Below are 20,769 nucleotides of genomic sequence, written 5' to 3' on the forward strand. Positions count from 1 at the left end.
GGCCGCCCTTTTTCTTTGCCGCCATGGCCAGAAGGTCAGAACGTCTTGCGCACCGTGAAGCGATCGCCGCGCTCTTCCAGGCGGCGCGTATAGGCGGCTTCATCGATGACAGCACCGGAGTGAACGCAATACACGGTGCGGGCCTCGGACAGGCGCGGCCAGTGGATGAAGTCACACAAGACGGTTTTCATGCCCGAGGCGACATTGATCTCCAGCGAGCCCAGGCTCTGGGCGAAGGCGAGATTGGACTGGAACATCCCCTTCTCGCGCACCTGATCCATGGTCGCGGCGAAATCTCCGCCGAGGAATTGTTGCGCCTGACGCCCCTCAATCTCCTCACGGCCGACGCCGAACAGATCCAGCGCGCCATTGGAGATGGCCTTGAACATGCCAAGGCTGTCGGTGACGAATTCAATGCCGGGATTGAGGGTGACCAGATCGACCCAGGTCGGCGCCGGAGCGACCACGAAGGCGTCCTGCACCAGCTCGGCCATGCGCCGCTTGACCCGCTCTGGCGGATCGGATTCGCCGTTCTCCCAGCGCGAAATCATGGCCTGAGTCACGCCGAGATCGGCCGCGAGCGCAGCTTGTTTCAAACGTTTCGACATCCGGAAATTCCGGATGATCGACGGCCAATTCACCTTACCAGACGACACTGACAGGTTGATATCGTGCACCAAGCTCGCCCCCAAAAAAGCGTCTAGTCGACAGGCATAATACGCGCCTGTGCGCCGAATTCCTCCCGCAGGGCTTCGAATTCCGCTTCGTCCACGCGTGCCCCGGTGAGAATCCAGCGCGGTCTCCTGTCCTCGCCGCGCCGCCACCAGTGCATGTTGTGAACGCAGAAAGAATCCTCCGCGCCATCGGGCCTGTGGATACAGTACCTATCAGCACTTTCAACGGTTTCGACGCGTTCGTCAAAGAATCCTATCGTTGAAAGCCAAGAAAACAGTTTCAACAGGTCACCAGAAAAGACGCCATCAATGCGCTGACCTTCCATATCGGCACGGCCGATGCCGGTTTCCCGGATCAGGCCGACACTGACGGTTTCAATCCGGCCATCCGGATCAATCACCGCGGCGATCGCCGGCTGATCGGTCACGAATTGTCGCCAGCCGACCATCGGGGTGGCCAGGGTTTCCTGCTCGACCATGGCGAGAATTCTACCCTGCATGTCCCGCCCCGGCGCGATTGCACCGGACTCCCAGCGCGAAATCATCGCCTGGGTCACATTGAGATCCTCGGCCAGTGAGGCCTGTTTCATGTTTTTGGAGAAGCGGTATTTCTTGAGCACTTCCGGCCAGTTCACATCGCCGTTTTGTGCAGGAGTGCGGGCTTTCGCCATGCCTAGATCGCCTTCCGCAACACGCTCGGCCCGCCCAGGCGTTCGCGTACATCTTCATAATTCTGCTGCGTGACCTCCGAACCGGAAGCCAGCCACAAGACCTGGGGTCCGGGCATAAAGACCGGCCGGTGCAGACCGTGGGCGAAGAACCGGCTGCCGGCCGCCTGATCGCGCCCGATATAGAGCTCGGCGCTTTCCGCCCCGGCGATGCGCCCTTCAAAAAACCCGGCTTCGCTCAGACGTTCGAACAGGGACATGGCGTCCCCTTCGAACAGAGCGTCGATCGAACGGCCGGCGATTTCATCTGGCGAGCACCCGGCGAGACGGGCAAAACCGCGGCTGGCGGTCTGCACCACACCCTGAGCGTCAACGACGAACACCATGCAGGGATTGTGAGCAATGCGCTGCATCCAGACATCGCGCGAGATGGTCGCACTATCGGCCCAGAAAAGATCGAAGAGGAGATCCTGCACCCGCCGGCTCGGAGCAGCGCCGCCGGCTTCCCAGCGCGAGACCATGGTCTGGGTCACAGCCAGACGGTTGGCGAGCTCGGTTTGATTTAACCCCGCAGACACGCGATAATGCCGAACCACGGCCGGCCAATATATTTCGCTATTGTTGAATCGCGTATCCATCATCAGGTCTTAGAACCAGACGCGTTCGGTTTGCGCTAGCGTCAGGTTATATTTTATAACCACTTTATGCAGATATGTGAACCCCTAATGCAATGACGCGTCGATTGATTCCCGGCAATCACCCGCTTTGACAGTTTTGTGAAAAACACACCCCCGCAGCCTTTCGAGATTGCTACTTAATCACAGGCGTTGCAGTTTCCGCCGCGATTGAGTTCCTTGGGGATCGTTCGATGGAAAATCTGAGTATTTGGGTTTGGACCTGGTCGATTGTCGGCTTCCTGTTTGCCGCCTATGCGATCGTCGCCAATGACGCCATTCAGACGTTGGGGACCTTCCTCTCATCGAACTCGCAACGACCCTGGTGGGTGCTCTGGATCTACGCCTGTTCGATTATCGTCGCGGTGATGATCTACGGCTATTTCGCCTATAATGGCGATATCGCCTTCGACCGTCTGAACACCATCCCCTACCCGGAAAACGGGGTGCAATGGTATCACGCCATTCCGCCGCTCTTCCTTCTGGTGCTGACCCGCTTCGGCGTTCCGGTCTCCACCACCTTCCTGGTTCTGACGATCTTCGCGCTGACCGGCGGCGCCGCTACGGAAGGCGTTCTGCCGAGCATGCTGCAGAAATCGGCCCTGGGCTATCTGGTCGCCATCAGCGCCGCCTTCTTTGTCTATCTGATCGTATCGCGCATGTTCGAGCGCTGGATCACGAACACGAAAGACCAGCCGATCAAGCCGCATTGGTTCGTACTGCAGTGGGCCTCGACCGCCTTCCTGTGGTCGCAATGGCTGATGCAGGATCTGGCCAATATCTTTGTCTTCCTGCCGCGCACCACGACCATCACCGAGGCGGGCACGCAGGTCGCCTTCACGCCGACCCTCCTGATTTTCGCCACCGTCGTCATGCTGGTGCTGCACGCGATCATCTTCAAAACCCGCGGCGGTGAAATCCAGAAGATCGTCCTGAGCAAGACCAATACGACAGACGTGCGTGCGGCCACGCTGGTCGACTTCATCTACGGCCTGATCCTGCTCTACTTCAAAGAGCTCAACGACATTCCGATGAGCACCACCTGGGTCTTCCTCGGCATGCTTGCTGGCCGTGAGATCGCAATCTCCTATGTCGCTGGCCTGCGCAGCAAGCTCGCCGCGCTCGGTGATATCGCCTCTGACATTGTTCGCGCCCTGATCGGTCTGGTGATCTCGGTCATCCTCGCCATCTTCCTGCCGGCGGCAGCCAAGGGTGAGATCGGCTACGTGCTCTCCGACTTCCCGGGCTATCTGACGAATGTGCTCGGCTTCTAAGGGCTGACGTATACGTCAACAAAGCCATTTCCTTTCGCCGCCATGTCGGTAAACTCTCCGGTATAAGAATGAGATACCGGGGAGCAGACCGTGTCGCATCACACCGATGGGATCGCGGAGATCTGTGCACATTATAAGGACGAGCCATCGGCCCTGATCGAGATCCTGCACGATGTGCAGGCCCGTTTCGGTCATGTCGGCGACGAGGCCGCCCGAGACATCGCCGCGCGTTTGAACATTACGCGTGCGGATGTTCAGGGTGTGCGCAGCTTCTACAGCGACTTCACCACCGCTCCGGCCAGTCCGGCGCGGATCAAGCTATGCCGCGCCGAGGCTTGCCAAGCGGTCGGCAGCGAAGCGCTCGCCGCTGCCCTGACCGCCCGGGGCATCGAGACCGAAATCGTTTATTGCCTTGGCAATTGCGCGCTCGGACCGGCGGCCATGGTGCAGGGCCGGCTCATCGGTCGCGCTGACGCGGATACGCTGGAAGACGCCCGGGCGGAGGCACTCAATGGCTGACCGTATCTTCCTGCCGATTGATGCGGCCGCCCGGTCTGTCGGGGCTGACGCTGTCGCCAACGCCTTCAAAGACGCTGGATATGAGGTCGTACGAACCGGATCGCGGGGCATGTTGTGGCTTGAGCCGCTGGCGGAAATCGAGCGCGATGGCAAACGTGTCGGCTTTGGCCCGCTGACGGTGGCCGCGGCAAGCGAACTCGCCGCTCAGGACTTTCCCGAAAATCACGCCACATCCCTCGGCCCGGTGGAGGCGTTGGACTGGATGAAAGCCCAGTCGCGGCTGATCTTCGCCCGCTGCGGGGTGATTGACCCGCTCGACCTCGACATGTTCGAAGCGGCCGGCGGACTGAAGGGACTGAAAGCGGCGCTCGCTCGTTCCCCTGAAGAGATCGTCGAGACGATCACAACATCCGGCCTGCGCGGCCGTGGCGGAGCCGGTTTCCCGGCCGGGATCAAGCTGAAGACCGCGGCCGCCCAGCCCGGAGCCGAGAAATACATTTGCGCCAATGCCGATGAGGGCGATAGCGGCACCTTTGCCGACCGCATGTTGATGGAGGGCGATCCGGGCCAGCTGATCGCCGGCATGATCATCGCCGGCCGGGCCATCGGAGCGGAGACCGGCTATATCTATCTGCGCTCGGAATATCCTGACGCTATCCGCACCCTGGCAGCAGCGCTCAAAGCCTGGGAAGACCGCGGCTGGCTGGGCGAGGATATTCTGCAATCGGGCCAGCGCTTCCATATCCATCTGCGCCGCGGGGCGGGCTCCTATGTCTGCGGGGAGGAAAGCGCCATGCTGGAAAGCCTGGAGGGCAAGCGCGGCCAGGTCCGCGCCAAACCGCCCATTCCGGCCATTTCCGGCCTGTTCGGCAAACCCACCATCATCAACAATGTCCTCACTCTCGCCTCCATGCCGTGGATCCTGGAGCATGGCGGCGATGCCTATGCGGCACGCGGGCATGAGCGTTCGACCGGGACGCAGGCCTTCCAGCTGGCCGGCAATATCAGGCGCGGCGGATTGCTGGAGCTGGATTTCGGCATCAGCCTGGAACGCCTGGTCGAGGATTTCGGCGGCGGAACGCTCAGTGGCCGTCCGCTGCGGGCGGTTCAACTTGGCGGACCGTTGGGCGCCTATGTTCGCGCTGACAAGCTCGATGTGCCGATGGATTATGAAAGTCTCGCGGCCAATGGCGCCATGCTGGGTCATGGCGGGATTGTCGTCTTCGACGAGAGCGTCGACATGGCCGCCCAGGCGGAATTCGCCATGGAATTCTGCGCCGAGGAAAGCTGCGGCAAGTGCACGCCCTGCCGGATCGGCGCAGTGCGCGGCCGTGAAACCCTGGCCAAGATCCGCAAAGGCGTGGATGTAAGCGCCAATCTCGACCTGGTCGAGGACCTTTGTACGCTGATGGCCGATGCCTCGTTGTGCGCCATGGGCGGTCTTACCCCGATGCCGGTGATGAGCGCGATCCGCGACTTCCCGGAAGATTTTGAGCCGCGTGCCCAGGCGCGTGAGGCAGATGTGGTAGAGTGAAGCATGGCCAGCCGACGCGATAATGATCTCGGCACGCCGCCGAAACACAGCCCGGACACGGTCGCGCTGACGATTGACGGCCAGCCGATCAGCGTGCCGGCAGGCACCTCGATCATGCGGGCTGCGGCCTTGATCGATACCCGTATTCCCAAACTCTGCGCCACTGACCGGCTCGAGGCCTTCGGCTCCTGCCGCATGTGCCTGGTCGAGATTGAGGGCCGCAAAGGCACACCGGCCTCCTGCACCACGCCGGTGGAAGCCGGCATGGCGGTGTCGACCCAGACGCCGCGGCTGGAAGCCCTGCGCCGCGGGGTGATGGAACTTTACATCTCCGACCACCCGCTCGATTGCCTGACCTGTTCGGCCAATGGCGATTGCGAGCTGCAGGATACCGCCGGCGAGGTTGGCCTGCGCGAGGTGCGCTACGGTTTTGAAGGCGAGAACCACCTGGCCGAACCGGTCGATGCGTCCAATCCCTATTTCCAGTTCGATGGATCAAAATGCATCGTCTGCTCGCGCTGTGTGAGGGCCTGTGACGAGATCCAGGGCACGCTGGCACTGACCGTCGACGGGCGCGGCTTTGACTCGAAGATCTCCGCCAGCCTGGATGAAGGCTTTTTCGATAGCGAATGCGTCTCCTGTGGAGCCTGCGTCCAGGCCTGCCCGACCGCAACCTTGATGGAAAAGTCCGTGGTCGAGCATGGCCAACCGCGCCGCTCGGTGAAGACGACCTGCGCCTATTGCGGCGTCGGATGTTCCTTTATCGCCGAGCTGCAGGGCGATGAAGTCGTGCGCATGACGCCGGATACCGAGGGCGGCGCCAATGAAGGCCATTCCTGCGTCAAGGGACGCTTCGCCTGGGGCTATGCCAGCCATCCTGACCGGGTATTGAAACCGATGGTGCGCGAGGCCATCACCGATGCCTGGCGCGAGGTCGAGTGGGATGAGGCCATCGCCTTCGCGGCGCAGCGTTTCAAAGCAATCCAGACCGCGCACGGAACCGGCGCGATCGGCGGCATCACCTCCTCGCGCTGCACCAATGAAGAAGTCTATGTAGTCCAGAAAATGGTCCGGGCCGCCTTCGGCAACAATAATGTCGATACCTGCGCCCGGGTCTGTCACTCCCCCACCGGCTACGGGTTGAAGAACACGTTCGGCACCTCGGCCGGCACCCAGGATTTCCGTTCGGTCGACGCCGCCGATGTCATCCTCGTCATCGGCGCCAATCCGACCGATGCGCACCCGGTTTTTGCCTCGCGCATGAAACAGCGCCTGCGCGCCGGAGCGAAACTCATCGTCATCGATCCGCGCGCCACTGACCTGGTACGCTCCCCGCACATCCAGGCCGACCACCACATCCAGCTGCGCCCCGGCACCAATGTCGCCGTGGTCAACGCGCTGGCCCATGTGATCGTCACAGAGAAACTGGTTGATACGCGTTTCGTGGCCGAGCGTTGTGAAGCTGAGAGCTTTGCCCGCTGGGCCGACTTCATTGCCGGCCAGGAGAACAGCCCCGAAGCGGTTGCGGCGGTGTCCGGCGTCCCCGCCGAAACCCTGCGCCAGGCCGCCCGGCTCTATGCGACCGGCGGCAATGGCGCGATCTATTACGGTCTCGGCGTGACCGAACACAGCCAGGGCTCGTCCATGGTGATGGGCATGGCCAATCTGGCCATGGCAACGGGCAATATCGGCCGCAATGGTGTTGGCGTGAACCCGCTGAGGGGTCAGAACAACGTCCAGGGCTCGTGCGATATGGGCTCCTTCCCGCACGAATTCCCCGGCTATCGCCATGTCTCTGACGCGGCGGTGCGTTCGATTTTCGCGGAGGCCTGGTCGCAGGACCTTTGCGATGAACCGGGTCTGCGCATTCCCAACATGCTTTCCGCCGCGCTGGACGGGAGTTTCAAGGGGTTGTTCGTGCAGGGCGAGGACATCGCCCAATCCGATCCCGATACGCAAAACGTCCAGGCTGCATTACGGGCGATGGACTGCGTCATCGTCCAGGACCTCTTCCTCAACGAGACCGCCGCCTTCGCCCATGTCTTCCTGCCGGGCACCGCCTTCCTGGAAAAGGACGGCACGTTCATCAATGCGGAACGCCGCATCAATCGCGTCCGCCCGGCCATGCCGGAAAAGCAGGGCCTGTCGGAATGGGAGACCGTCTGCCGCCTGGCCCGCGCCATGGGCTATGACATGGCCTATCGCGATGCCGCTGCCATCATGGACGAGATCGCCGCCCTCACCCCGACCTTCGCCGGCGTCAGCTTTGACCGGCTTGATCGCGAGGGCTCGGTACAATGGCCCTGCAATGACAGCGCTCCGGCCGGTACAGCGATCATGCATGTCGACGGTTTTGTCCGTGGCGAGGGCCGCTTCATGCTGACCCAGTTCATCCCGACCGAGGAAAAGGCCTCGCGCCGCTTCCCGCTGCTGCTGACCACGGGCCGGATATTGAGCCAGTACAATGTCGGCGCCCAGACCCGACGCACCGAGAACAGCCGCTGGCATGAGGAGGATGTGCTCCAGATCCACCCGTCGGATGCAGAGACCCGCGGCTTGAAGGCGGGCGACATGGTCTCGCTGTCCAGCCGCAAGGGGGCCGTCACGCTTCGCGCAACGCTCAGCGAGCGGGTTCCGCCCGGGGTCGTTTACACCACTTTCCACCACCCTGAATCCGGCGCCAATGTGGTCACCACAGAGCTGTCGGACTGGGCCACGAACTGCCCGGAATACAAGGTAACGGCGGTGCAGGTCGCGCCCGCCAACATGCCGTCCGATTGGCAACGCGATCGCGCCCGAACCCAGCGGAAACACGATGCAATCACCGCCGAATAAGCGCGCGAAAAGCACCGCAATGGCACCACAAGCCCGCCGGATTCACGCCCGTTCCGGCGAGATTTGGTCTATCGCCGAGGAAGTTCCGGTCGAAATCGGTTTTAACGGCAAGGCCTGGAGCGTCATGCTCGCCACCCCGTCGGAGTTGGAGGACCTGGCCATCGGCCTGGCCTTGACGGAGGGCGTCATTGCGTCCGGGACTGAGATAGAAGCCGTTGAAATCAAAGCCTATCCGGAAGGCATCAGCGCCGATATCCGCGTTGCCGCGGATGCCATCATCGAAGCCCGGCGCGGCCGCCGCACCCTGTCCGGTCGCACCGGTTGCGGATTATGCGGCATTGAAAGCCTCGCCGCCCTGCACACACCAAAACACCGCCGAACCGCAACCGGAACCCCACCCGACAAGGCCGTAAAGCACGCCTTTTCCACGCTCGCAGCGCACCAGCCCCTGAACCGGCAGACCCACTCCGTCCACGCTGCTGCCTGGTGCACCATGGAAGGCGATATTCTCAGCGTACGCGAGGATGTTGGCCGCCATAACGCGCTCGACAAGCTGGCCGGTCACCTGCTCCGCGGTGGCGAGATCGCAGAGCCGGGCTTCGTCCTCATGTCCAGCCGCTGCAGTTTCGAACTGATCTTCAAGGCGGCCCGCATCGGTGCCAGCGCCATTGCCTGCCTGTCAGCGCCAACCGGCCGCGCCATCGACCTGGCCGAGGCGTTAGACCTCGCCATCCTCGCCCGCGGTCCCGGCGGATCGGTGATCCGGTTTGAGGCGGAGGCCAACTCATGAACCAGCCCGAGCTCGTCCGCATGGCCAACCAGATTGCTGAGTTCTTTCAGCCCTATAGCGAAGCCGAGGCGGTCGACGGCGTGGAAGCCCATTTGCGGAACTTCTGGGACCCGCGCATGCGCGCCGGACTGATCGAGATCTTCACAACACAACCAGACCAGCTCAAGCCGGCGGTCCAGGCCGCCATCCAGCGGCTGCGCTGACGCCATTTCCGGGGGGACAGGCATGAAATCCGATATTGAAATCGCCCGCGAGGCGACACCGCTTCCGATCGCCCAGATTGCCGCCAAGCTAGGCATCGGCGAGGACGCACTGATCCAATTCGGCCCCGACAAGGCCAAGATCGATGCGCGTTTCACCGCCAGCCTGGAAGCGCGCAAGACGGGCCGACTGATCCTGGTCACAGCGGTCAATCCGACCCCGGCCGGGGAAGGCAAAACCACCACAACAGTCGGTCTGGGCGACGCGCTGACCCGGATCGGCAAGAACGCGTCTATCTGCATCCGCGAACCCTCGCTGGGCCCCTGTTTCGGGATGAAGGGCGGCGCCGCCGGCGGCGGGTATGCGCAAGTGATCCCGATGGAGGATATCAACCTTCACTTCACCGGCGATTTTCACGCCATCGCCTCGGCACACAATCTGCTCGCGGCGATGATCGACAATCATATCTTCTGGGGTAATGCGCTGGAGATTGATCAACGCCGCATCCGCTGGCGCCGGGTCATGGATATGAATGACCGCGCCCTGCGCGATGTCGTTACCTCGCTGGGCGGGGTGAATAACGGCTTCCCGGGCCAGTCCGGCTTCGACATTACCGTCGCCTCGGAAATCATGGCCATTCTCTGCCTGGCCCGGAATATCGAGGACCTGCAGCAACGCCTCGGCGACATCATCATCGCCCAACGCCGCGACAGATCGCCGGTGACCTGCCGCGACCTCAAGGCCGACGGTGCCATGACCGTGCTTCTGAAAACCGCGCTCCAGCCCAATCTGGTGCAGACGCTGGAACACACACCCGCCTTCATTCATGGCGGCCCCTTTGCCAATATCGCCCATGGCTGCAACTCGGTCATGGCAACGCAAACGGCGCTGAAACTGTCCGATTACGTCGTCACTGAAGCGGGCTTCGGGGCCGATCTCGGCGCGGAAAAATTCTTCGACATCAAATGCCGCAAGGCCGGGCTGAGCCCCGATGCCGTGGTCATCGTCGCCACCGTGCGGGCGCTGAAGATGAATGGCGGGGTCGCGAAAGACGCGCTCGCCCGGGAGGATGTCGACGCGCTCCAGCGCGGCTGCGCCAATCTTGGCCGGCATATCGAGAATCTACGACGTTTCGGCGTCCCCGCCGTCGTCGCGATCAATCATTTCGCTACCGATACGGATGCCGAAATCTCTGCCCTGCAAGCCTTTGTCGAGGCGCAGGGCAGCGAGGCAGTGGTCTGCACGCACTGGGCTGAGGGCAGCCAGGGCACGCAGGCCCTGGCGCGGCGCGTAACGGCCATGATCGACGAGGGCAAAGCGCGGTTTGCCCCGCTTTATCCCGATGAAATGCCGCTCATGGCCAAGATCGAGACCATCGCGCGCAAGATCTACCGCGCCGACAGCGTGCAGGCGGACAGCAAGATTTTGCGCCAACTGGAAGCCTGGGAGGCGGAGGGTTATGGCCACCTGCCGGTCTGCATGGCCAAGACCCAGTACAGTTTTTCCGCCGACCCGAAACTGCTCGGCGCGCCGGACAGCCATGAATTGCCAATCCGGGAAGTACGCCTTGCTGCCGGCGCCGGATTTATCGTGGTCATTTGCGGCGCGATCATGACCATGCCAGGCCTGCCGCGCCAACCGGCCGCCGAGGCCATCGGACTGGATGAAAAAGGCCAGGTCACGGGGCTGTTCTGAGCTGATAATTTATAAGTTTGAGTGACTTGACCCCTGTCAAATGAAACCAATGGTTATTCATATTCTATGAGTGCCAGAGGTTTGGAGGCCCGCCTACAACGTCCCTCTACTCTTCGTTTTTCGAGTTCTTGCGAAGTATGCAGATGGACTGGGCTAAGACCGTCAGGTCGATACGACAACGCCTGCGCCTGAAACAGGGCGCCTTTGCCGAACTGGTTGGCCTCAGCCAGACTTCGATTTCTCGGATCGAGTCCGGCTTGGCCGTTCCGGCACCAGATGTCGGGGAAGCGATTCTCAAGCTGCGCTCCAATCCGAAGACCCGCAGCGTGTTCGACGACTTCCTCGCCTCGATCGAACACAGCCCCTATGTCTGCTTCCTGCTTCAGATGGATAATGAGACACTCAGTGTCGAGGCGGCCAGCCAGAAAGCGCGAAACCGCTATTTCCCGTCATTACCGGCGAGCCTGGACGGCAGCGCGTTCACGGCCCTGCAGCGGCATAGCGAGGAATTGCTCGAGCATGGTTTCGCCGAGGGCCGGATCGAGTGTGCAATCGGCGTCTGGGGTGATGGCCGCGAAGACCCGGGCTATTGGCGCGCGCTATACACGCCGATGCGCGATGGCGCTGAAACCTGGTATGGCTATGTTACCTTGATTGCCATTGAGGGCGCGGATTTTGACGCCCATGTCGAGGAAAAAGGTCCTTATTTCCTCGACATTATCAGCTATCGCCTCGATCAGCAATAGCCTTTGAGGAAGCCGCCCAGGGCGTCACTGCCCGGGCAGAGCTCCTTATAGTCCACCTTGTTCAGCGGCTGATCCGGCAGGGCGTTGGCCTCATGCATATCGGCCATGTTCTCATCGACATAGAGCAGACCAGTGCGGATCTCGCCGTTCTCGCGCGGCTGCATCAGGGTATCGATCGCCTGCGCCTTGTCCCGCGGATCATAATCGCTTTCCGTCTTGCGCAGATTGAGAATGCCGCCATCGTGCAGCGTCACACTCATGCCGCCATCCGCCTCATACTCGCCGGTGATCTCGTCGGCATCGGCGACGAAATCGGTATGCACCAGCGGGTGATAATACTTGTAGGTATGGGCGTAGCTCTTGGTCGATCCCTTATGGTCATTGAAGGTCACGCAGGGTGAGACGACATCAATGAGGGCAAAGCCGCGATGCATCAAGCCCGCCTTGATCAACGGCACCAGTTGCGACTTGTCGCCGGAGAAGCCGCGCGCCACGAAACCGGCCCCGAGGGTCAGCGCCTGGACACAGGGATCGATCGGCGTCTGCTCATTGGGAACACCGCGCTTGGTCGTCGAGCCGATATCTGCCGAAGCCGAGAACTGCCCCTTGGTGAGACCATAAACACCATTATTTTCAATGATGTAGAGCATGTTGAGGTTGCGGCGGATGGCATGCGCGAACTGACCGAAACCGATCGACAGCGAGTCACCATCACCAGAAATGCCGATATAGTGGAGATCGCCATTGACCGCATTGGCCCCGGTCGCCACCGACGGCATGCGACCGTGAACGGTATTGATGCCGTGCGACTGGCCCATGAAATAGGCCGTGGTCTTGGACGAGCAGCCGATACCAGAGACCTTGGCCGCGCTTTCCGGCGCCAGGGAAAGTTCCCAGAAAGCCTGCACCAGGGCAGCGGTGACACTGTCATGGCCGCAACCGGCGCACAGGGTCGACATCGAGCCTTCATAATTGCGGATCGTCAGGCCGAGCTCATTGGTCGGCAAGTGCTTGGAAATCTTGGGTTTCGCCATTGAGGTCATGTCAGGCCTCCGCGTTCAGGCAATGGGCTTTGACGCCCTCATAGATGAAAGTCGGATCGGCCGGCATGCCGGCATAATCCAGCAGCGGGACGAGCTTGGACTTCTCGACATTGGTCTCGCCGATCAACATCCCGCGAAGCTGGGCATCGCGGTTCTGTTCGACCACATAGACCTCGTCATGGGCGTCGATAAAGCTCTCGATCTCGGCCGAGAAGGGGAAGCCGCGTACCCGCAGATAATTAACGTGCACGCCATCCTGCTGCAGTCGCGTCATGGCTTCGCGCACGGCACCATCACAGCCGCCGATGGAGATAATCGCCCGCTTGGTCGGCTCCGCCGCCTCGACGATGATCGGTCCCGGCACCACTTCGGCGGCGCTTTCCCACTTGCGCGTCAGACGATCGAGCACTTCCTTGTACTCGCCGCCATCCTCGGTATAGCCGCCCTTCCAGTTATGGCCGGATCCGCGGGTGAAATAGGCGCCCTTGGGATGCTCGCCCGGAATGGTCCGGTAGGGAATGGCGTCACCATCGCGGTCTTCATAGCGATAGTATTTCTCGATTTTCTCGAGCTCGTCCTTGCCCAGCACCTTGCCGCGATCGGGCTGGAAGCTGTCATCCCATTCGAACTCGGGCACCATCCAGTCATTCATGCCGATATCGAGATCGGTCATGAAGAAGACCGGGGTCTGGAACCGGTCGGCGAGGTCAAAGGCCTGCACCGCCATCTCGAAGCATTCCTTCGGATCGGCCGGGTAAACGCAGATATGCTTGGTATCACCATGGCTGGCATAGGCGGCCAGCTGCAGGTCGCACTGCTGCGTGCGGGTCGGCAGGCCTGTGGAGGGGCCAGCGCGCTGGACGTCGAACAGGACCAGCGGCACCTCACCGTAATAGGCAAAGCCGATGAACTCGCTCATCAGGGAAATGCCCGGCCCGGAGGTCGGGGTGAAGGAGCGCGCGCCGTTCCAGCTGGCACCGATGGCCATGCCCACGGAGGCCAGCTCGTCCTCAGCCTGGATGATGCAATAGTTCTTGCGGCCGGTGTCCTTGTCGACGCGATACTTCTCGCAGACCATTTTGAACCCGTCCATCAAGGAGGTGGACGGGGTGATCGGATACCAGGCCCCGAAGGTTGCCCCAGCGTAGAGACAGCCCAGAGCAGCGGCCGTATTACCGTCGATCATCACATGGCCGGCGGTCTTGTCCATGGTTTCGATCTTGAGGCTGACGGGCTCCTTGTGGACCTCGGCAATGGCGTCGAGACCGATCTGGATGGCCTTCATATTGGCCTCGATCAGGTGCGCCTTGGTGCCGAACATCTCCTCAACCAGGCCCCGGATAACGCCGACATCGAGCCCGGTTAGGCCGGCTACGGCACCGACATAGGCCATGTTCTTCATCAGCACGCGGGTACGCGCATTGTCGAACTGGGCATTGCAGAGCCGCGCCAGCGGCACGCCGATGGCCGTGATATCGGTACGCGCATGCAGATCCGGGCGCGGCCAGGTATTGTCGTAGAGCAGATAGCCGCCCGGAGCGACTTCCTTGAGGTCCTGGGCGTAGGTCTCGGCATTCATGGCGACCATGAATTCCGTCGAGCCGGACCGCGCCATATGGCTGTCCTTGGTCAGGCGGATTTCATACCAGGTCGGCAGACCCTGGATGTTGGACGGGAACAGGTTCTTGCCCACGACGGGCACGCCCATGCGGAAGATCGCCTTCATCAGGAGACCATTGGCCGAGGCCGAACCGGTCCCGTTCACATTGGCGATCTTGATGACGAAGTCGTTCACACGCACATCGGCTTGGATATCGGCGACAACATTCATTCGGCCGCTACTCCCTTAACTTCTTCCAGTGCGTGCGGAATGAATATGTCCGCATCCTGCATGTCCCAGGCGGAGGTCGGGCAACGCTCGGCGCACAGGCCGCAATGCAGGCACAAGTCCTCATCCTTGACCATGACGCGGCCTGTGTCCTTGAGCGGTTCGGACACGTAGAGGTCCTGCTCGAGATTATTGGCCGGCACTTTCAGCGTCTGGCGCAGATCTGCCTCTTCCGCATTGGGCACAATGGACAGGCAATCGACCGGACAGATATCGATACAGGCGTCACACTCCTTGCAGAGCGGCGGATCGAACACGGTCTGGACATCGCAATTGAGACAACGCTGCACCTCGGTGACGATCTGTTCCTCGGTGAAGCCGAGCTCGACCTCGAGCTTGCGGTCCTTGAGGCGGCTACGCAGATCTTCCAGCGGCATTTCGCGGCGATGGGCGCCTTCGAATGTGTTGGAATACATCCACTCATTCACGCCCATCTTGGCCGATTGCAGGTTCAGCCCGCGCGGCATGCGTTCGGTCACGGGCTGGTTTTCGCAATGCTTGTGGATCGAGATCGCGGCCTGGTGGCCATGCTCGACGGCCCAGATGATATTCTTTGGGCCAAAGGCGCTGTCGCCGCCGAAGAAGACGCCCTTGAGCGTGGATTCATGCGTGGTCTCGTCGACCACCGGCACGCCCCACTTGTCGAACTCGATACCGATATCGCGCTCAATCCAGGGGAAGGCATTTTCCTGGCCAATAGCCAGGATGACGTCGTCACAGGGGATGATCTTGGAACCACTCACGCGCTGATCGGTGATACGGCCGCGCTCGTCGAGCTCGTATTCCATGAGCTCGAATTCCATGCCGACCAGCTTGCCATTCTCCATGACAAACCGCTTGGGCGAGTGATTGACGAGGATTTCGACATTCTCATCCTCGGCGTCTTCCAGCTCCCAGGGCGAGGCCTTGAAGAATTCACGCGGCTTGCGGGCCATCACCTTCACATCATCCGCACCGAGGCGCAGGGAAGAGCGGCAGCAATCCATCGCCGTATTGCCGACACCGATGATCAGCACTTTCTTGCCGATTGCCTTGGTGTGTTCGAAGGCGACGTTTTCCAGCCATTCAATACCGATATGGATGTTGGCGGACGCTTCCTCGCGGCCCTCGATATTGAGGTCCTTGCCCTTGGGCGCGCCAGACCCGACGAAGACCGCATCATAGCCCTCGGCGAGCAGGTCCTTGAGGCTGTCGATACGCGAGTTGTACTTAATCTCGACGCCCATATTCTCGATATAGCCGATCTCCTCATCGAGCACTTCTTCCGGCAGACGGAAGGAGGGGATGTTGGAAATCATCAGCCCGCCGGCCCGGTGCAGGGCTTCAAACACCGTGCACTCATAGCCCAGCGGGGCGAGATCATTGGCGACGGTCAGCGAGGCCGGACCGGCTCCGATCAGGGCGATCTTCTTGCCGTTTGTCGTATCCGGCTTTTGCGGGATCAGGTGCGCGACCTCATCGCGATGATCTGCGGCAACGCGTTTCAGGCGGCAGATGGCGACCGGCTCTTCCTCGACGCGGCCGCGGCGGCAGGCCGGCTCGCACGGCCGGTCACAGACCCGGCCCAGAATGCCCGGGAAGACATTCGAGCGGCGGTTGACCAGATAGGCGTCGGTAAAGCGCCCCTGCGCAATCAGGCGGATATATTCCGGCACCGGCGTGTGTGCCGGGCAGGCCCACTGGCAATCGACGACCTTGTGATAATAGTCGGGATCCTGGGTATTTGTCGGCTTCAAACTGCTCTCCCCCGAACGGTGAAACGTCGCTGGCGCGCGTTCTCTCATTGCAACCGTCCCCGCATCTGACCCCGCACCTTGGGCAGGGGTCAAGCGGATTTGGCGGGATTAGGCCGCTTTGTTCGGCTGAGGCAATGGATTTGCTGAGACAAAACAGCGACAGACATAAACCACACTAGTTGAATGGTTTTTTGACAACCGGGCCGGGCAGCGCTCTAAATGAACAAGCCAAGCAAGGAGCCAATATGGACGAGGCCAGCTATCGCAGCGAACTGCGCCAATTGCAGATCGCCCTGGTGCATATCCAGCGCCACATGATCGATACCGGCCAGAGTGCCATTATCGTCTTTGAAGGCCGCGACAGCGCCGGCAAGGGCGGCACCATCCGGCGCATTGTCGAGCACGCAGCGCCACGCCAGACCCGGGTCATCGCCTTGGACAAGCCCTCCGACCGGGAGAAGCGCTCTTGGTATTTTCAGCGCTATGTCACCCATATGCCGGCCGCCGGCGAAATCGTCCTGTTCGACCGTTCCTGGTACAACCGGGCCGGCGTTGAATACGTCATGGACTTCTGCACCCCGGACCAGCGCGAGAGCTTTTTCGACATGGTGCCGAGTTTTGAGGGCATGGTCGTCAGCGCCGGGGCCCACCTGATCAAATACTATCTCGATATTTCCCGCGAGGAGCAGGCCAAGCGGCTCCAGTCACGCCGCACCAACCCGCTCAAATCCTGGAAGATTTCCGCCATCGATGAAGCTGCGCTCGAGCGCTATGACGAATACACAGAGGCGCGCGACATCATGCTGCAACGCACCTCCTTGCCGCACGCGCCCTGGCACGTCGTCAAGGCCGACAACAAGATGACCGCGCGCATCCACGTCATGCGCGACCTGGTCCGGCGCCTCCCAAGGCCAGAGGACATGCCGGAGACCAAGCATCCGGAACCGGGCGTCCTGACCGAATTTGCGCCCGCATTACTGAAGACGGCACACCTGGCGCGCTAGGCATCCGCCTCAGGTGGCGGTGCACTGTCCTCCCGCTTCTTCGGCGGGACCGCCACGCGGCTGAAGGATGCGCTTGAAGCACTGCGCAGATAACCCTGAAGCTGCGACCGCGTCAGCTCTTTCACGACCGGGTGTAGCGTTTCCACATTATCCGGCGGAGAAAAGCCAGTTCGGCCACTCATTTTTTCGACGAAGCCGGAGACGATTTCTCGGAGTAAAGGATTGACCTCCATCGCCCCACGCGCTGCGGGGAAGCAGCCGATTTCATCCATTGCGCCAAAAGCTATCCGGGCCATGATGGCGTCAGCAGCAGTCAGGCCGACGGTCAGATAGCGCATCCGGTTGACGAAACGCTTTGCGGCACGGGGCGTTCCGACCGCTTGTGAGACAGCGGGAAGCCAGGTGTTGATGGCCCGTTGAAAGGCGTCGCTATCGCGCGTTGGCAGATCATCATGGTCCTGGCGTTCGCGATACCAGCGCACCGGACCGGCGAACACCAGATACATCAAGCCAAGCGCGAACAGGATGACCAATCCATAGCGGCCCGCTTGCTGCATGAACGTCAATTCGGGGTAGACCGGATCAACAAGGCTCACAACGGTTGGAAGCTGAATACCCTCAGCGGTGGTTACGGACCCCAGCTCAGTGGTTGCGCCATCGGTCACCGGTTCGCCGGGTTCACCGTTGTCGCCGGCATCAGACCCGGCCTCGCGGGCCGTATCCGGCAGCACTGGCTCCCCGGCCGCTTCCGTTTCCACCCCGCCTCGCTCAGCGGGTTGGGGCCAGATCGCCGAAACCGCCGTTCCTGCAGCGACGAGAAGCAATGCCCCAAGCAGCAGCGCCTCCCAAGCCCCGTGACGCTGCGGTCCGGTCCGGCGCGGCGCGACGGGGGCATCACCCCTGGAGCGGCTGAGCATCTCCTCGACCGCCTCCATGTCAAAGAGCGGAACCGGTACGGTCAGATTGACCAACTTCTCCAGATAATGTTCGGCGCGCTTGATCTTGCTCTTCTCGTCAGTGCCGTCCGAATTCGGGGCCTCAATCGACTGGGCCAGGGCATTGAGCACGGCTTCTTCTTCAAGACCGAGCAGAACGAAACAATCCCCGCTGGAGGTCAGGAAATTGACCGCCTCAAGGACTTCAACGATCTGATGCTTCCGGCAGCGATCAAGGTCGTCGATGATCAGGACCAGCCTTGGATGTTCCATCACGGCGCACACATCGCCGAAGGCTGCACCGAATTTGTGCCGGAAGTTCAATCGTTCTTCGAAGCGGGCAAACTGCATCACCCCGCCAGCCTGCCCCAATAGCCGCGCCGGACTGATCTGGATGGTTCTCAGATCGCTGACCGTCCGCAGCAAGAGCGCCAGCAATCCCGCCAGGCCCGCACCGCCGAGCAGGCGATCCTGCAAAGACGCGTCAGGGAGTTTCTCTCCCGAGGCCCACTCGATGACACCGGAGTGCCACAACATCACCAGCGCGACAGCAACGAGAGCCGACCAGAGCACGACACCGAGCGCGGCCTTCAGCGGATCGGCACATACACGCCGCCGCAGAAGCTTGTACCGAACGACAATTCCAGCAGATGTCCAGACAGGCGGCACGGCGCGCCGCACAGCTTCCATCAACGCCGCGAACAAATGCTCTTCATTCTGGTGGTGCCAGGCATTGAACCAGACCGGGCACGCGCCTTCCCCGCGCAGGCGGTGCTCAATGATCTTCATCAAAGAGGACTTCCCCGAGCCCCAGGCGCCAGTGATGCCGATTGTCATCGGGGCCGATGTGTCGCGGTTGAGGATAAACCCGGCAAGCCGCTCGGCCAACTCACCAAGCGCACGCGGTGCGTCATCAAGATGCTCAATCGGTTTGTCTGATTGCAGCTTGCTTTCAATGACTTCAACCGGTGTCATGTCGGCGTCGGCCGGGCTGGCCCGACGCGGAACCACGATCACCGCCGCCAATAGCAACAGCCAGCTGAACCATCCCAGAAGCTGTATCGACACAGCGGGTGTGCCGCCTATCAGCCAGGCCCGGGCGATATAGCTGCGCCCGCTCGGCTGCCCCTCCGCCCCTCGCACAATATAGGCAATATGGACATCAAGCTCGTCTTCCACCGCCATTGAGACGGGTACCAGCACGCCAAGATCTGCGCCCAATTCGGCCTGCTGGCTGCGCGACCACACCGATTGTGTCGCCTCCCAGCCCCGCCCGGGCGTGTGACGGTAGAGGCCAGCCGGCACATCGGCCGCCCGAGAGCGCGCCAATGCCCAACTCACACTCCCGTCGAGATTGGTCCAGACATCGATGAAATCGAGTGCTTCATTGATGGTCTGCGGCGCACCGACGACACCGTTTTCGATCGGCCAGACACGCCCCTGACTGCCGACCACCCAGCCACGGGAAAAGCCGGGTGTCGCGTGGATGGCCGACATTCCAATTGTGTCGCCTTGCAGCGGCGACGGGACGTCAAACTCAATGGCTTCGGGCAAGGGGGACGGAGCAGAAAATTCCTCCGCCATCACCGCATTGAACGTTATTAGGGTTCCGTCTTGCCCTATCGCCATCGCACTCAGGTTCGGCCAGTCGACCCAAACATCGACCAGCTCCGTTGGCGCGTCGACGGCTCCCAAAAATGCCGGGACAGGATACTCGGCCCACTGGAAGCCGTCATAGAGAGCAACAAAACCAGCACCGACAGCAACCCCGCTTTGACCCCGCCGGTCCACCTGCATGGCCCGAACAGGGCCCTCAAGCTCCAGCACCCGTTCTTCATTGCGTTGCACCTGCCCTAGCGCGCGCAAATCACCGGCCACCGGGTCTCGCAACGAGACCTCGGATCGACCAAATTGCCGATCCAGGCTCAACAGCGCCGACCCGTCCTCGCTCAATGCAAGCCCGCCCCCGAAGCCGGTGGCCAGCCGACGCCGCTCTACGGTTTGATACGCAATATTCTCCAACTGGTGGATCGCTGCCGGGCTCCAGGCCAAGACATAGATATCGGCGATTGAACGCTGCGCCGGTGTGCCTTGTTCCTGGCTTTGCTCCAACTGGTATTCGACGCCGGTCGCAATGTCCGTGATCTCGTAGAGCCGGAGATCAATGCGATCCGAGAGGCCATCCGGCGGGTCGATCCGGTCGATTGCCCCAACCTCGACCGCGTAGTGCCGGTAATTGCGGTCACCGGGCCCGACTATATGGACATCGGGTGCAAAAAGGCTCGACACCCCCGCATCGCTGGCTTCGAGGGTTTGCGGCGTCACACGGCCATTGGGCATGACGACCCAGACCTGAAACAGCGCGACAGCCGCCGCGATGACTGCCAACCAGATGGCACCGGCCATGGTCGGAAGCCGAAAGAGCTTCCCAATCGCCCGAGGCAAGCCCGCACGGGCCGGCGGCTCTTTGATATCGCTCATTTATGCCCCCACATCTGCGCGATACCAGCTGTGGTGCCCCACTCCCTCAGAAATTGCAATGAGCCGCAAAAC

At 61.5% G+C, this 20,769-nt stretch carries 16 protein-coding genes; 9 read left to right on the top strand and 7 right to left on the bottom strand.

Translation table 11 applies throughout. From position 1 onward, the window contains the following. Positions 1 to 35: 35 nt before the first annotated feature. The 3 genes from Q1V57_RS11845 to Q1V57_RS11855 are packed head-to-tail and all read right to left on the bottom strand — an operon-like array spanning position 36 to position 1,983. Complete coding sequence (locus Q1V57_RS11845; protein WP_366145145.1) at positions 36 to 677, bottom strand: helix-turn-helix transcriptional regulator; 642 nt, start codon at positions 675 to 677, stop codon at positions 36 to 38. A 23-nt stretch (positions 678 to 700) separates the two neighbouring features. Continuing rightward, positions 701 to 1,345 (bottom strand): helix-turn-helix domain-containing protein, encoded by a 645-nt coding sequence (locus tag Q1V57_RS11850; RefSeq protein WP_300531000.1) that lies wholly within the window; start codon positions 1,343 to 1,345, stop codon positions 701 to 703. Between the two features lie 2 nt (positions 1,346 to 1,347). Beyond that, a complete protein-coding gene (locus tag Q1V57_RS11855) occupies positions 1,348 to 1,983 on the bottom strand; it encodes a helix-turn-helix domain-containing protein (protein WP_300531001.1) in 636 nt (211 codons plus the stop codon). 227 nt (positions 1,984 to 2,210) lie between these two features. Here Q1V57_RS11855 and Q1V57_RS11860 point away from each other — a divergent pair, with 227 nt between their 5' ends. The 8 genes from Q1V57_RS11860 (at position 2,211) to Q1V57_RS11895 (ending at position 11,610) form a co-directional block, all read left to right on the top strand. Next, positions 2,211 to 3,290 (top strand): hypothetical protein, encoded by a 1,080-nt coding sequence (locus Q1V57_RS11860; RefSeq protein ID WP_300531003.1) that lies wholly within the window; start codon positions 2,211 to 2,213, stop codon positions 3,288 to 3,290. 90 nt (positions 3,291 to 3,380) lie between these two features. Further along, positions 3,381 to 3,809 (top strand): NAD(P)H-dependent oxidoreductase subunit E, encoded by a 429-nt coding sequence (locus tag Q1V57_RS11865; protein ID WP_300531006.1) that lies wholly within the window; start codon positions 3,381 to 3,383, stop codon positions 3,807 to 3,809. Further along, positions 3,802 to 5,343, top strand: coding sequence for an NADH-ubiquinone oxidoreductase-F iron-sulfur binding region domain-containing protein (locus Q1V57_RS11870; RefSeq protein ID WP_300531008.1), 1,542 nt, complete (start codon positions 3,802 to 3,804; stop codon positions 5,341 to 5,343). The genes Q1V57_RS11865 and Q1V57_RS11870 overlap by 8 nt, the downstream gene beginning before the upstream one ends. A gap of 3 nt (positions 5,344 to 5,346) precedes the next feature. Next, complete coding sequence (fdhF, locus tag Q1V57_RS11875; protein ID WP_300531010.1) at positions 5,347 to 8,178, top strand: formate dehydrogenase subunit alpha; 2,832 nt, start codon at positions 5,347 to 5,349, stop codon at positions 8,176 to 8,178. A 19-nt stretch (positions 8,179 to 8,197) separates the two neighbouring features. Continuing rightward, the gene (fdhD, locus tag Q1V57_RS11880; RefSeq protein WP_300531013.1) at positions 8,198 to 8,968 is read left to right on the top strand and encodes a formate dehydrogenase accessory sulfurtransferase FdhD; all 771 of its coding nucleotides are present in this window, start codon (positions 8,198 to 8,200) and stop codon (positions 8,966 to 8,968) included. After that, positions 8,965 to 9,171, top strand: a complete 207-nt coding sequence (locus Q1V57_RS11885; RefSeq protein ID WP_300531016.1) for a formate dehydrogenase subunit delta — start codon at positions 8,965 to 8,967, stop codon at positions 9,169 to 9,171. The genes fdhD and Q1V57_RS11885 overlap by 4 nt, the downstream gene beginning before the upstream one ends. Positions 9,172 to 9,193: 22 nt before the next feature. Further along, positions 9,194 to 10,864, top strand: a complete 1,671-nt coding sequence (locus Q1V57_RS11890; protein ID WP_300531018.1) for a formate--tetrahydrofolate ligase — start codon at positions 9,194 to 9,196, stop codon at positions 10,862 to 10,864. Positions 10,865 to 11,007: 143 nt separating this feature from the next. Beyond that, positions 11,008 to 11,610 (top strand): helix-turn-helix transcriptional regulator, encoded by a 603-nt coding sequence (locus tag Q1V57_RS11895; protein WP_300531020.1) that lies wholly within the window; start codon positions 11,008 to 11,010, stop codon positions 11,608 to 11,610. On the opposite strand, the gene Q1V57_RS11900 is transcribed toward Q1V57_RS11895, so the two are convergent. Genes Q1V57_RS11900 through Q1V57_RS11910 form a run of 3 tightly spaced genes read right to left on the bottom strand, consistent with a single transcriptional unit; the run spans position 11,601 to position 16,277 of the window. Then, positions 11,601 to 12,653: a 2-oxoacid:ferredoxin oxidoreductase subunit beta gene (locus tag Q1V57_RS11900; RefSeq protein WP_300531023.1), complete on the bottom strand. Its 1,053-nt coding sequence runs from the start codon at positions 12,651 to 12,653 to the stop codon at positions 11,601 to 11,603. The two genes, Q1V57_RS11895 and Q1V57_RS11900, sit on opposite strands and share 10 nt — an antisense overlap. A 1-nt stretch (position 12,654) precedes the next feature. After that, complete coding sequence (locus tag Q1V57_RS11905) at positions 12,655 to 14,484, bottom strand: 2-oxoacid:acceptor oxidoreductase subunit alpha (protein ID WP_300531026.1); 1,830 nt, start codon at positions 14,482 to 14,484, stop codon at positions 12,655 to 12,657. Next, positions 14,481 to 16,277: an FAD-dependent oxidoreductase gene (locus Q1V57_RS11910; protein WP_300531029.1), complete on the bottom strand. Its 1,797-nt coding sequence runs from the start codon at positions 16,275 to 16,277 to the stop codon at positions 14,481 to 14,483. Before Q1V57_RS11910 ends, Q1V57_RS11905 begins: the two co-directional genes overlap by 4 nt. Positions 16,278 to 16,522: 245 nt before the next feature. Between Q1V57_RS11910 and ppk2 the strand changes: the two genes are divergently transcribed. Continuing rightward, positions 16,523 to 17,281, top strand: a complete 759-nt coding sequence (gene ppk2 / locus Q1V57_RS11915; RefSeq protein ID WP_300531032.1) for a polyphosphate kinase 2 — start codon at positions 16,523 to 16,525, stop codon at positions 17,279 to 17,281. On the opposite strand, the gene Q1V57_RS11920 is transcribed toward ppk2, so the two are convergent. Next, on the bottom strand, positions 17,278 to 20,697 hold the full coding sequence (locus tag Q1V57_RS11920; protein WP_300531034.1) for a P-loop NTPase fold protein: 3,420 nt from the start codon (positions 20,695 to 20,697) through the stop codon (positions 17,278 to 17,280). The genes ppk2 and Q1V57_RS11920 overlap by 4 nt on opposite strands. Positions 20,698 to 20,769 lie beyond the last annotated feature (72 nt).

It is taken from the genome of Maricaulis sp., from assembly GCF_030149425.1.
Lineage (GTDB): Bacteria > Pseudomonadota > Alphaproteobacteria > Caulobacterales > Maricaulaceae > Maricaulis.